We start from the raw sequence: 13,782 nt of genomic DNA, 5'->3' as shown, positions 1-13,782 counted from the left end.
TTGGATGTCTTTATGATTATGGAGGAATAGTATTTGAGCGAAGATAAAACAAAAAATTGTAAATGGGTAAAAGTGTTTAATGAACGGATGGTAAGTGGTGAACATAATGAAGAAGATAGATCTAAGGCCATGTTTGAAATTACCAGAGATTTTTTCGTCAAGAAATATGGTGTTCAAGCTCTTAATTTAATCGGACTTTCTACAAAAGAGAATGGTACAAAACAAATGGAACGGGACGATGTGATAGATATAGAAGCATTAGACTTTACTATTTTTAGTCAGGTATATGAAAATTATTTATCACAAAATCGTAGAGAAAAGACGGGTAGTTTCTATACCCCATATTATATAACGGATCATATAATAGAAAAAGCTTTAGAAATTTTTCTATCAAAGGAAACGGGATATACCCAAGAAACATTATGTAAATTTTTTTATAGAAACCAGCCATTGAGTAGGGTGCAACTTAAGCATCTTTTACGAACAATGAATAGAATAAGAATTATTGATATAGCTTGTGGTACAGGGATATTTCTTATCCGTTGCTTTGAAAAAATATTCGACCATAAAAAAAAGATTTGTAAAATGTTAGGAGAAACAGTCAATTGCTTTAACATGAAAAAATATATTGTTGAGAATAATTTATTTGGGATCGATATTCAAAAAGAACCTGTGGAGATTACAAAAATGGTTTTATTTTCTTTAGTATATGGAAAGGATCAAGTACAAGATGCAGATGAGATTTCTTTTAATATAATGGTAGGAGATAGCCTTATAGATGGAAATCTTTTCAAAAGTCAAGGATTTGATATTGTAATAGGAAATCCCCCTTATTTAGGGGAGAAAGGAAACAAAGTTATATTTGATAAGATCAGAAGTACCACTTTTGGTGAAAAATATTATGAAGGAAAAATGGATTATTTCTATTTTTTTATTTATAAAGCATTAGAAATTTTGAAACCAAAAGGGATATTAGCTTATATTACTACCAATTATTTTGTGACTGCTGATGGGGCAGAAAAACTGCGAAATTTTTTAAAAAATCATTGTGCATTTATTCATGTTGTGAATTTTAATGATTATGGAATTTTCAAATCTGCTAAGGGGCAACACAATATTATATTTTTTCTATCAAAGGAGTTAGATCAAACACAATCAGTTCAAGTGAAATATATTAAAGAAAAAGATATGGACATAGAAGAAATATACAAAGGGCTTTACAGCAACAAAAAAACTACAAAAAAAATACACCAGTATACATTAGCAAATCAAGAAAAACTATATGATCCTATAAGCGGGCATATATTAATACAAGAAAATAATCAGTATGCGCATATTTTAAAGAAATTATATAAAAATAGTCAATATACATTAGATGAATTATGTAATATTAATCAAGGCATTGTCAGCGGTGCAGACAAAGTAACAAAAAGTATGTTAGAGAAAAAATTTTCTTCTGAAACGATAAAAAAAATGAATGTACAATTGGATCAGGGGATCTTTGTGTTATCTAAACAAGAAGCAAGTGAGTTAGGTGTTTTAGAATCACCCTATTTAAAACCTATGTATAAAAATAGTGACATACAAAGATATTGTGCGCGTATCAATCCAAGTAAATATATATTATATGTTTGGGACAAAGGCGTATCAGACAAGAATGCCTTAGCGCATTTATCTAAATATAAAGAAGTTTTAGAAAAGAGAAGAGAAATAATTAAAGGAAGTAGACCCTGGTATGGATTACAATGGCCTAGAAATCAGGAAATATTTGAAAATACTAAAATTATTGTTCCGCATAGAGCGAGAATAAATAAATTTGCGTTGAATCAATCCTCTTGGTATGCGAGTGCAGATGTATATTTTATTACTTTAAAAGATAAAAAAATAGATGAACATTTTTTATTAGGGCTTTTAAATTCTAAGATTATATACTTTTGGTTGTATAATCGTGGGAAAAGAAAAGGAAATCATTTAGAATTATATGCTACTCCTTTGAAAAATATACCAATCATAGGGACGATGGATAAAACCAAGTATAATCAAATTGCTACGCTTGTTCAAGAGATGGTACAGACAGGAGAAAAACCTTCAATGCAAGAATGTGTGGATGAACTATTTTATGACCTATATAGATTAAAAAGTAAAGAAATAAAAATAGTAGAAGAGCTGTATAAACGAAACATAGGAGAGTAACCCTTATTGTATAGATTTTTTAATCACCAAATAAAGAGGTTAGAATATTATGTATTGAAAATAAACAAGGGCTAAAGTTTATAAGCATAAAGATACTATATAGTCCCTTATCATGAAAGGAGGCTATATGATTGAATCTATTTAGCATTTTTTTTCCTACAGACAGTATAAGAGATTTGTATTTGAAGAAAATTTTCCAAATGGGGGAAGATGTATATGATAGAAATTCAGTAAATAGACCAATTCAAGGGGTAAAGCGTATTAGTTTTAAAAAGAAATATAAACAAATTCCTGGATATTGGGTTCGAATAGAATTAAATGAGGACAAAAGGAATAAAACAATAAAACAAAAAATTGCCAAAGAAATACCTCGTTTTTGGTTAGAACAACATTTGTTTTTTCCCGAAGAACTGATGCATCAAAGAAAAATGGAAAAAATGTGGATGCAAAAATATAATTTGATGGAAGAACGCAATGACTTAGATGCATGGAAGCTTTTTTTTAGGGAAGGAAAAAGTCACTTAGAAGCGGGCAGATTTGATATTGCAAGAGCGGCTTTTCTTTGTATATATAAAAATAATCCGTTTTTTCTGAAAAAATATAAAAGATATTATGTATTTGAAGATTTGGCTTACTATTATGAAGCGGAAGAGGAACTTCACAATAGTATTCGATGTTTGAAAATACAAGCAAGTCTACAACCTGATTCAGTAGAAGCTTATCTGAATATGAGTAATTTTTTACTCTTAAGTGGACTTGTAGAAGAGGCTATAGATGTATGCAAAAGGGGACTTTTAATAGCGCCAGATGATGCATACCTTATTAACAACCTGCTCATTGGTTATGTGCATGGTGGTTATTATGAGATTGCATTATCCTATTTAGAAGATCGAATTGAAAAATATCCGTATATTTCTATGAATTGGAAGCTATTAGGAGATATATTTTGCCAAATTGAGAATGATAAGGCTGCCATCATTTGCTATAAAAAAGCGCTTTATGTGAATTCGGAAGATATTTATGAAGTTGAGCAAGATATCTATTGTAGTCTAGGTATATGCTATCAGGAATTGTGTGAAATTAAAAAAGCAATTTTATATTATGAAAAGTTTCTAAAGATGAATCATGAAGATGAAGTAGTTTTAACAAATTTATCGAAAATTTATAGGGATGATTTGAAAGAATATGATAAGGCCGAATACTATGCAAAGAAGGTTGTTGTATTATATCCTGAAAATGGATATGGCTATCATCATTTAGGGCTAGTTTATCTTTACGCGGGCAGATTAGAAAAGGCAAAGTGGTATTTGTACAAAGCTAGAAAATTACTGCCTAATTACCAGCCTATTCATGATGCGATCGTAGCATTAAAAGGAAAATATATTGCTTTTTAAAATAAGTCAATGGTGAAAACCGTTGACTTGTTTGTAATTTTAGAGATAGCAAGAACTTGTGATAAAGCATACTATTATGGATAAAAAATAGGGCATAATGTGCGAATGTCAATGAATTTCTTTACCACGCGCGACTGCAGAATAAATGATTAAAGTGTTAAATAAACGATTCTATATGGCGCAGATGAAGTTAAAAGAGATGGCATTGAGTGATACATATATAAGAATAGCACAAATTGTAACGATACAATATGTGCTACTTTTTCTGTTTACATAGATACAATTAAATGGTAAAATGATATAAAAGGGATGTGTATAAGTACAATTTAAAGGAGGAACGATACAATGGGTAAAATGAGTGTGCGGCAATTAACTATCACAGGATTGATGGCTGCCTTAGTGTTGGTAGGTACAATGCTTATACAGGTACCTACGCCGACAAAGGGATATATTCATATTGGTGATAGCATGGTGTATATCAGTGGAATATTATTAGGTCCTGTGGCAGGAGGTTTGGCTGCAGCGATAGGGTCTATGTTTGCTGATGTTTTTTCTTCATATTATATTTATGCACCAGCAACTTTTGTTATAAAAGGGCTAGATGCTTTGATTGTAGGATATATATATGGCAAATTGGTAACAGGCAATGTTACTACAACTAAAAAAATTGTTTCTTTTAGTGTATCGGTGTTAGCAGGAGCTAGTATTATGGTTCTTGGTTATTTAGTCTATGAAAGTTTTTTATATGGATTTGCTGTAGCTGCAGTAGGTGCAGTTGGGAATATAACACAAGGGATCGGTGGTGGTATATTAGCTGCACCATTAATGATTGCTTTAGATAAAGTGAACTTATTTGAAAAAATCTTTAAAAATTATAGATAATAATAAATTTTATAATTTCCCATAATAAATGTAAAAATGGCGTGTGAATTCTATATAATGGAACATTCCTTTCTGTAAGCTTTTTTGTAAAAAGGGAAAGCTAATCATATACAAAGAAGAAAGGAAGGGAATGTATGCTTAACAGTATCAGTGAAAGCAGGGTAAAACTAAATGATAAATATAAACTGTATATTGAAGTTCCAGAAAAAGAATATTTAGTCGCCTATGATAGAAATATAAATGTAGAAAATGCAAAAGATCTTGTATACCAATATTTAAATGCGCATCAGGATGATGCAATGGTTGAAAATGTTGAAGTTAAGTATGATAAGAATAATCATAGCGTAAATATCGAAGCAGATTTATGTTATGAAGGAAATTATCATACGAAAACGAGATACAGACCGAATTATTTAAGAAATGAAAGAGAATTAGAACATTAGGATACACAATGATTGATAAAAACATTTAAAAGATATGTTCCTTTATTGGAATATATCTTTTATTTTTAAAGAATTAAGGCAAAAATACGTACATAAGGAAAAATAAAGAAGTATTCAAAAAGGAAGGGATCATTTTAGTGAGAAGACCTATTTGTGGCATAACTATTTTTTATATTTTAGGTATATTGATACAATGTACATCCGCTATATCCTATAAAGGAATGCTAGGTATTTTTGTGTTGGCAACGATTATAGGAAGTTATATAAATAAGAAAAAGTGTAGGACGATTATTTTATTTTCTATTATATTATTATGGGGTGCTTTAAATTTTAGTATAAATAAAGAATATGAGGGACAATTAAAGGCGTTCTTTGATGAAAAAGTATATGTTGTTGGCGATGTCGTAGACGCTTCATATAAAGAGCGTATGCAATTAATCTTAAAAGGGATAGAAATTAGAATTGATGGCAAAAAATATAGGTTTTCTGATAAATTGATTGTAAAGCTTAAAGGAAAATATGATCCAGCAAAAAAGATTATAGGGAAAAGAGTAGCTATTCAGGGTGTTTTGACAGCACCACAAAAAAGAAGAAATCCAAAAATGTTTGATTATCATATGTATTTAAAAACTAAGAAGATCTATAGTGTTTTATACGGAGATACGAGAAAAATCAAAATCATTGGAGATGGAGATATTTCCTTTGTTAGTAAGAGCGCAAATTATATAAAAAGTAATGTTGTCTATAGGATATTAAATGCTTTGCCTAAAAAAGAAGCGAATATTCTTGTAGGTATTCTTTTAGGAGATAAAGATGGGTTAGATATAGATATTTATACAACGTTTAAAAAAGTAGGGATTGCTCATATATTAGCAGTATCGGGGTTACATGTGGGAATTTTATATATGGTTTTAAATAAATTATTAAAGGGTGTTTCTCAAGATATAAGAACAATGACCATATTGGTTATTTTGTTTTTCTATGTTATGATTACTGGATGTGCTCCTTCTGTACTTCGCGCTGCATTAATGGCTAGTGTATTGATTTGTGCGCCTATGTTAAACAGAAGATATGATTCATTATCTGCTATTTTTATGATAGCTTTTATATTATTACTTATTAATCCTATATATTTTATACATATTGGATTTCAACTTTCTTTTGTAGCTACACTATCTATTATACTTTTTTATAAAAAAATCCTTATGAAAATAACATGTATGCCTGAATTTTTGAGACAAATATTTGCTGTATCGATGGCTGCTCAAATAGGGATTATTCCTATTGTTGCCTATTATTTCAATTACATATCATTGGGTGCATTGGTTATAAATATACCTATTGTAATGCTGGTAAGTTTAATTGTACCCTTGGGACTTTTTATGATCTTTTCTAGTTTTATCAGTTTATCTTTTGCGTCTATTTTAGGACAGATTATTTTTTGTTTGATCAAAATGCTCGTAGTACTTTCAAAGATCACAGAAGCGATATCTTTTTCTAATATAGAAGTAATTTCACCCAGTCTATTTTTTATAGGTACTTATTATATATTATTTTTACTTTTGCTAGTAGATGGAAGGAAGAGATGGGGATATTATTTTAGTAGAAAAAAAGGAATGTTTATCACCATGGGGATCTATGTGTCCATAACTGTTCTATTATATGTAGTACCTGATAATATGAATATTACCTTCATAGATGTGGGACAAGGAGATTGTATTTTAATTCAAACGCCAAGAGGTAAGAATATTTTAATTGATGGAGGGGGAAGCCATCAAGAGAATATAGATGTTGGGGAAGATATTTTAGTTCCATGCTTGCTAAGAAATGGGATTCGAAAAATTGATTTAATGATTTTATCCCATATTCATAAAGACCATATAGGAGGACTCCTAAGTGTGTTAGATCACTTAAAAGTGAATGTTTTGATGATAGGGACGGACCATTATCAATCAGAAGATTTAAATAAAATGAAAGAAAAATGTGCACATCAAAAAACAAAAATCTATCAGGTGCGAAAGGATGATAAAATAAGCATAGAGGAACATATGCTTATAAAAATTCTTCATCCAAGTAAGCAATTAATTACTGGGACGAGAGACGATGAGAATAATAATTCGTTGGTTGCATTGATGATGTATAAGGGTAAAAGGATATTATTTACAGGCGATATTGAAGCAGAAGCAGAGGATGAAATACTAAAAACCTACCCAGATCTTTCAGTAGATGTTTTAAAAATTGCGCATCATGGCAGTTATTATTCTAGCACACAAAAATTTATTACTGCCACAAAGCCAAAAGTGGCAATAGTACAAGTTGGGAAAAACAATTTCGGACATCCCCACAAAGCTGTATTAAATAGATTGAAAAATAATGGTACTTATATATTTAGAAATGATAAAAATGGTGCAGTGCGTGTAACTTTTGATGAAAAGAAGATAAAGGTGAAAAAGATGATTCAGTAAGAGATAAGAAAAACATTATTTTGGAGGATTTTAAATGAACTATAAAGATGTATTAAAAGATTTGAAGGAAAATAAATTAGATAATCTATATTTATTTTATGGAGCAGAATATTATCTTATAGAAAATACAATGCATAAGATTAAAGAAAAAATAATAGATCAGGAATTTGAAGCCTTAAATTATCAAGTTATTGATGGAAAAGAAACAAATGTTGATTTCATCATTCATACTTGTGAAACACTTCCGTTTATGGGAGAAAAGAGAATGGTCTTGATTAAAGACCTGGAATGTTTTTTTGGTAAAAGAAAAAATATTAGTGAAGAAGAAGAAAAAAAATTGTTAAAATACATGGAAGATTTACCAAGTACAACTTATGTGTTTTTTGTTGTGACACAAGGAATTGATAAAAGAAAAAAGATCATAAAAAAAGTTGACAAGTATGGGGAAGTTATAGAATTTGCAAAATTAGAAGAAAAAGATATTTGTAAATGGATTGAAAAGACTTTTAAAAGATATAACAAACAAATTAAAAATAAAGAAATATCCTTTTTCTTAGATCTTACTGGTTACTTAGACAAAAATTCAAATAAAAATTTAAAGGATTTGGATAATGAAATAAATAAATTATGTAGCTATATTGGAGATAAAACTTCTATAACTAATAAAGAAATTGAATTACTTGCATCTAAGTCTATAGAAAATGATATATTTAGTTTAGTAGAGGCGATCGGAATAAAAAATAGTGATAAAGCACTTTCTCTTTTAAATGATATGTTAATAGAAGGAGAGTCAGAAATAAAAATTCTTTATATGATTACAAGGCAGTTTCGATATTTGTTTCAAATGAAATTAATGGAAAAACAGGGTTATACGCCAATGACTATGGGTCCGAAACTAGGCATTAGGCAGTTTGTTGCAAAAAAATATTTAAAACAAGCGATGAATTTTCAGACAGATGTATTAAAAAATGCATTGCATGTATGTCTTGATACAGATGAAAGTATCAAAAAAGGTAGGATTGACCAAAGATTAGGAATAGAGTTATTGATTACCGAGTTTACAAAATAAAAGAATCCAAAAAAGCGGAAAAGCGTACATTGTACGCTTTTTATATTTATGGGGAATAAATGACGGTTGAAAATTATATAGCTTTGTTTAATTTATTTGCTAACTTAGCAACTTTTCTAGAAGCAGAATTCTTATGGAAAGTTCCTTTTGCAGCAGCTTGCATGATTTTCTTTTCAGCAAAACGGAATTTGTTTGTTGCTTCTTCTAAATTACCAGTAGCTAAAGATTCTTCGAATCTTTTTATAGCAGTTTTAACAGCAGATTTTACGATTCTGTTTCTTGCTGTTTTAACTTCGATAACTTTGATTCTTTTTTTAGCAGATTTAATATTTGCCAACCTATTCACCCCCTTATATACAATTCAACAAAAGAAATTTTATCATAACTGTCATGAAAAAGCAAGGAAAAAACCACTATTTGTGTTATTTCCATAAAGAAAGAAATTTATGCACATATTTTAGTGTTTATTTTATTTTATATTCTATTACATAAAATAAAATAAATGGTTAAAAATATAAAAATAGGAGGTGTTGTAAATGTTTCAAGTAAGAACGGATTTGGCTTTAGAAACGAGAGAAATGTATCAAGAGAATACCAAACAAGAAATCCCTGGTGTAGCAGTAGAACAAAAGGAAGAAGAGGTTGCCACTATAACCCATGTGAAAGTTCTAAATCAAGAGGGAAGTAAAATCATGAGTAAGCCAGAAGGCAGTTATATTACCATTGAATCACATGGTTTAAAAAAGGCAGATGCAGACTTAAAAGATGAATTAAGCCAGCTTTTAGCAAAAGAATTAGTGAAAATTTTACCAGAAAAAAAGAATTTCAAAACACTTATTGTAGGTCTAGGAAACTGGGATATTACACCTGATGCATTAGGACCTCAAGTCGTATCAAAGGTATTTATTACAAGACATTTTTTTGAAAGCTATAAAAAGAGTGAGGACGAATCAATGCGGCCTGTTAGTGCAATATCTCCAGGGGTAATGGGAACTACAGGAATCGAAACAGTAGAAACGATTCAGGGGGTTGTAGAGAAGACAAAGCCAGATTTAGTGATTGCCATCGATGCCCTTGCTTCAAGAAAAATGCAAAGAGTACATACTACCATTCAAATATCAACAACTGGAATCAATCCAGGTTCAGGCGTAGGCAATAAACGAAAAGAATTAAGTCAACGTACACTGGGCGTACCTGTTTTTGCAATTGGCGTGCCAACTGTTGTAGATGCTGCAACTTTGACGAACGATACCATAAGCTTAGTTGTAGAAGAGTTTTCCAATCAAGCAACGAAAGGTTCGGAATTTTATAAGATTTTAAAAGGAATGTCGGATGAAGATAAATATGCACTAATTAAAGAAGTATTGGAACCTTATGGTGCAAATGTGATTGTTACAACAAAAGATATTGATATGATTATAAAAAATATTTCTCAAATCATTGCAAATGCTTTAAATATTGCCCTACATCCAGGCATAGACTTAAAAGATGTAAATCGATATTTGCAGTAGTGAATCAATCATATATTGAAGGTACCTCTCATATAATTTATGGATAAGAAAAAATAAATACAAAATAGCGAAAAGTAATTTATGATTTCATTATTCATTAAAGTAAAGGTTGCTACAAAAGAAAATAGAGAGAGGTGCATGGATTGGTGAATATTAAGGTGATCGAGCTAAAAAAATATTATAAGAGGGTAGGAATCTTCATAACTTGTATAATGTGTATTTTATCATTAAGAATTATTATTTTAGATACGAAAGATATGATTGCAAAAGCCAATGGTGCGCAAGTAGAAAAACATGTTGTACAAGCAGACAATAAAAAACATATATCTGATCATTTATTTATGATTATGCTAAACAAAACCATACCTGCTATGGAAGTGAATTACAAAAAAGAAAATGGATATAGTCAGGATAAAGAATTTATAAAGCTTGCTTTAGGCAAATTAATAAATTTTGATTATGAAGATCCTAAAACTTTGTTTGAAGCGCAAATGCCTGTTCTAAAAGATATAGATGATGATTTAGCAGAAAAGGAAAATGCTTTCGTTTTCAATAACGAGAAAAATGATCAAAATCAAAACAATGACATTTATTATGTAAATGGAAAACCAATTGTAAAAGAGGAAAAAAATGAAGTTGTGCCATCAAGTAATATGAAAGGGGAAAATACAGAAGTTGCAAAGAATGCACCCGATAAAGATTTAGCAGCGATACAGGTCGTAAGTTCTTCAATAAAAAAGCCTAATCAAGTAAAACTTGATATGAATAAACCTACAATATTCATCTATCATACTCATGCAACAGAATCATATATGCCAGAAGAAATAGGAAATTTTCATTCTTTAAAAAGGAAATACACAGTAAGGGCAGTAGGAGATCAATTATCAGAATATCTATCTAATAAAGGATATAAAGTAATACATGATGATACGATGCATGATTATCCTTCCTATCAACAATCGTATGTAAGATCATTAGAAACTTTGAGAAAAAATCTAAAAAAGAATACTTCGTTGAAAATAATCTTTGATATTCATAGAGATGCGGCACCGAATAATGACACAGCTAGAACAAATAGTTATGTAACAATAAATGGTGAAAAAGTTGCAAAGTTTAGTATTGTTGTTGGAACTGGAAATGAAAATGCAGAAAAATTAATGATATTAGCAAAATATATAAAAGCAAAAAGTGATGAACGTTATCCAGGATTAGCAAAAAAAACAATTACGAAGCCTTATAAATTTAATCAGTTTAATTCAGATTACTATGCCCTCATAGAAATAGGGAATACAGCAAACTATATAGATGAGGCCGTAAGAACAACGAAATACGTAGGAGAAATTTTAGATCAAGTGATTAAGGATATAAATAAATAAAGAAAAGGACAATTTTCAAAGGTGGATTACAAAACTATGATGTTATAGAAAACATAAATTTTGTCTAAAATAGTATTGGTGATGAAGATGAGTCGAAGTGAAAGAAAAAAAAATGAAAAAAGTGAAAAAAAAAATATAGGTAAAAAGTGTATTTGTATATTCCTTTTATTTTTTTTGATGATAAGTGGTATATTGGTAGTAGATGATTCGTTTAGAATGATGATGATGATAGAAGAACCAAAAGTTATCGAACATCATAAGATAAACGAAAAAGTGCATGAAATAGGATTTTGTGGAGAAAAATTCTACATAGACGAAGAAAAAATATATGACGGATATATATATATTCAAAATCAAGTAAAATACTTTATGACAATGTTGAAGGAAAAGAAAAATAATTTTTCAGAAGAACAGTGAATATAGGCCGAGTGACTTGCTCGGCTATTGTTGTTCGTAATTAAGAAATGAGCAGCTGTGATAGTCGCATATGGATTTATATCTATCGTTTACATGCTAGAAATATGAGTGCTATACGATAGAAATGAATTATGGTATAATGGTAAAGATTATCCAATTGTGTATAGAGGAGGAGTAGTAATGACCAGTAATCGTCAAAAAAAGATACGTAATTTCTGTATCATTGCTCATATTGATCATGGGAAATCTACCCTTGCTGATAGATTGATAGAAAAGACAGGATTACTTACCCTGAGAGAAATGAAAGATCAAATACTAGATAGCATGGACTTAGAGAGAGAGCGTGGCATTACGATAAAGCTACAAACAACCCGATTGGTATATAAAGATCAAAAGGGTGAAGAGTATATATTAAATTTAATAGATACTCCGGGACATGTAGACTTTACCTATGAGGTATCAAGAAGCTTAGCTGCTTGTGAAGGCGCTGTTTTGGTAGTAGATGCAGCGCAAGGGGTGGAAGCACAAACTTTGGCCAACGTGTATTTAGCACTTGACCAGAATTTGGAAATTATACCTGTAATTAATAAAATTGATTTACCTGGTGCAAGACCTGATGAAATAAAAGATGAAATTGAGGAGATTATTGGAATTGATGCAAGTGACGCACCCCTTATTTCTGCAAAAGAAGGGTTAAATATTGAAGAAGTTCTAAAGGCTATTGTAGAAAAAGTACCCGCACCAAATGGAGATGAAGAAGATGCATTAAAAGCATTAATCTTTGATTCCTACTATGACAGTTATAAAGGTGTTGTAGCTTATGTAAGGGTAAAACAAGGAAGCATAAAGCCTGGAGATCAGGTTCTTATGATGTCAACGAAAAAGAAATTTGAAGTGAATGAAGTAGGTGTATTTACGCCAAGAGCAATAGCTGTAGGAGCGCTTAAAGCTGGAGATGTTGGGTATATAGCAGCAAGTATAAAAAAGGTAGCAGATATAGAGGTGGGAGATACCATTACAAGTGCTAAAAATCCTGCTAAAGAACCTTTGCCAGGATATAAAAAAGTAGTGCCTATGGTTTATTGTGGCGTATATCCGGCTGAAGGGGAAAAGTATGAAAATGTTCGTGATGCTTTAGAAAAATTACAAGTAAACGATGCGGCATTATCCTTTGAACCAGAAACTTCAAATGCTTTAGGGTTTGGATTTAGATGTGGATTTTTAGGACTTTTGCATATGGAAATTATTCAAGAAAGATTAGAAAGAGAATTTGATTTAGATTTAATTACCACATCTCCAAGTGTTATCTATAGAGTAACAAAGACCGATGGACAAGTATTGATGATACAAAATCCAACGAATTTACCGCCTATTCAGGAGGTTAATTTTATTGAGGAACCTATTGTAACTGCACAAATTATGCTACCAAATGACTATGTTGGAAATGTAATGGAATTGTGTCAAGATCGAAGAGGTGTAATGAAGAACATGGAGTATTTAGACGAAAGAAGGGTAGTACTCCGTTATGAACTCCCTTTAAATGAAGTAATCTATGACTTTTTTGATGCACTAAAATCTAAAACAAGAGGATATGGATCACTAGATTATGAATTTAAAGAATATAATCGCTCACAACTTGTTAAAATGGAGATATTATTGAATAAAGATGTTGTGGATGCTTTTTCAATGATTGTACATGAAAGTAAAGCTGAATCAAGAGGCAGAATTGTTTGTGAAAAATTAAAAGAGGTTATTCCGAGACATATGTTTGCCATTCCAATACAAGCAGCTGTTGGAACGAAGGTTATTGCGAGAGAAACCATCAGTGCATTAAGAAAAGATGTATTGGCAAAATGTTATGGTGGAGATATCAGTAGAAAGAAAAAACTATTAGAAAAACAAAAAGAAGGTAAAAAGCGTATGAGACAATTAGGGTCAGTAGAAGTTCCGCAAGAAGCTTTTATGGCTGTGTTAAAATATGATGATAAAAAATAGTCACCTTTTGGTGGCTGTTTTTATTAGGATCCTAAAA

Annotated in this window: 11 protein-coding genes; 10 read left to right on the top strand and 1 reads right to left on the bottom strand. The window is 30.5% G+C overall.

Annotation, left to right across the window (positions count from 1 at the left end):
* The first annotated feature begins 33 nt into the window (after window positions 1–33).
* From EV214_RS01480 to holA, 6 genes are all read left to right on the top strand, one after another.
* Window positions 34–2,193 carry an Eco57I restriction-modification methylase domain-containing protein gene (locus tag EV214_RS01480; protein WP_132241959.1) on the top strand — a complete coding sequence of 720 codons (2,160 nt, stop codon included), beginning with the start codon at window positions 34–36 and terminating at the stop codon, window positions 2,191–2,193.
* Between the two features lie 131 nt (window positions 2,194–2,324).
* Window positions 2,325–3,587: a tetratricopeptide repeat protein gene (locus EV214_RS01475; protein ID WP_132241957.1), complete on the top strand. Its 1,263-nt coding sequence runs from the start codon at window positions 2,325–2,327 to the stop codon at window positions 3,585–3,587.
* 345 nt (window positions 3,588–3,932) lie between these two features.
* Window positions 3,933–4,469 carry an ECF transporter S component gene (locus tag EV214_RS01470; RefSeq protein ID WP_132241955.1) on the top strand — a complete coding sequence of 179 codons (537 nt, stop codon included), beginning with the start codon at window positions 3,933–3,935 and terminating at the stop codon, window positions 4,467–4,469.
* Window positions 4,470–4,603: 134 nt separating this feature from the next.
* Window positions 4,604–4,912 (top strand): hypothetical protein, encoded by a 309-nt coding sequence (locus EV214_RS01465; protein ID WP_132241952.1) that lies wholly within the window; start codon window positions 4,604–4,606, stop codon window positions 4,910–4,912.
* A 137-nt stretch (window positions 4,913–5,049) separates the two neighbouring features.
* Window positions 5,050–7,377 (top strand): DNA internalization-related competence protein ComEC/Rec2, encoded by a 2,328-nt coding sequence (locus EV214_RS01460; RefSeq protein ID WP_165916170.1) that lies wholly within the window; start codon window positions 5,050–5,052, stop codon window positions 7,375–7,377.
* A gap of 34 nt (window positions 7,378–7,411) precedes the next feature.
* Window positions 7,412–8,446, top strand: a complete 1,035-nt coding sequence (gene holA / locus EV214_RS01455) for a DNA polymerase III subunit delta (protein WP_132241948.1) — start codon at window positions 7,412–7,414, stop codon at window positions 8,444–8,446.
* Window positions 8,447–8,519: 73 nt separating this feature from the next.
* Here holA and rpsT read toward each other — a convergent pair whose 3' ends face one another.
* Window positions 8,520–8,783, bottom strand: a complete 264-nt coding sequence (gene rpsT, locus EV214_RS01450) for a 30S ribosomal protein S20 (protein ID WP_132241946.1) — start codon at window positions 8,781–8,783, stop codon at window positions 8,520–8,522.
* 199 nt (window positions 8,784–8,982) lie between these two features.
* Between rpsT and gpr the strand changes: the two genes are divergently transcribed.
* From gpr to lepA, 4 genes are all read left to right on the top strand, one after another.
* The gene (gene gpr / locus EV214_RS01445) at window positions 8,983–9,957 is read left to right on the top strand and encodes a GPR endopeptidase (RefSeq protein WP_132241944.1); all 975 of its coding nucleotides are present in this window, start codon (window positions 8,983–8,985) and stop codon (window positions 9,955–9,957) included.
* A 146-nt stretch (window positions 9,958–10,103) separates the two neighbouring features.
* On the top strand, window positions 10,104–11,333 hold the full coding sequence (gene spoIIP, locus EV214_RS01440) for a stage II sporulation protein P (RefSeq protein WP_243116523.1): 1,230 nt from the start codon (window positions 10,104–10,106) through the stop codon (window positions 11,331–11,333).
* A gap of 87 nt (window positions 11,334–11,420) precedes the next feature.
* A complete protein-coding gene (locus tag EV214_RS01435; RefSeq protein ID WP_165916168.1) occupies window positions 11,421–11,750 on the top strand; it encodes a hypothetical protein in 330 nt (109 codons plus the stop codon).
* A 180-nt stretch (window positions 11,751–11,930) separates the two neighbouring features.
* Window positions 11,931–13,745 carry a translation elongation factor 4 gene (lepA, locus tag EV214_RS01430; RefSeq protein WP_132241938.1) on the top strand — a complete coding sequence of 605 codons (1,815 nt, stop codon included), beginning with the start codon at window positions 11,931–11,933 and terminating at the stop codon, window positions 13,743–13,745.
* Window positions 13,746–13,782: the final 37 nt, after the last annotated feature.

It is taken from the genome of Marinisporobacter balticus (genome assembly GCF_004345705.1).
GTDB classification, from domain to species: Bacteria; Bacillota; Clostridia; order Peptostreptococcales; family Thermotaleaceae; genus Marinisporobacter; species Marinisporobacter balticus.
This window is presented reverse-complemented; position numbering and strand designations above follow the sequence as displayed.

Excerpts from the sequence above, each read along its gene's own strand:
- EV214_RS01470 (WP_132241955.1), top strand. The coding sequence starts at position 3,933 with ATGGGTAAAATGAGTGTGCGGCAATTAACTATCACAGGATTGATGGCT.
- EV214_RS01465 (WP_132241952.1), top strand. The coding sequence starts at position 4,604 with ATGCTTAACAGTATCAGTGAAAGCAGGGTAAAACTAAATGATAAATAT.
- holA (WP_132241948.1), top strand. The coding sequence starts at position 7,412 with ATGAACTATAAAGATGTATTAAAAGATTTGAAGGAAAATAAATTAGAT.
- gpr (WP_132241944.1), top strand. The coding sequence starts at position 8,983 with ATGTTTCAAGTAAGAACGGATTTGGCTTTAGAAACGAGAGAAATGTAT.
- EV214_RS01435 (WP_165916168.1), top strand. The coding sequence starts at position 11,421 with ATGAGTCGAAGTGAAAGAAAAAAAAATGAAAAAAGTGAAAAAAAAAAT.
- lepA (WP_132241938.1), top strand. The coding sequence starts at position 11,931 with ATGACCAGTAATCGTCAAAAAAAGATACGTAATTTCTGTATCATTGCT.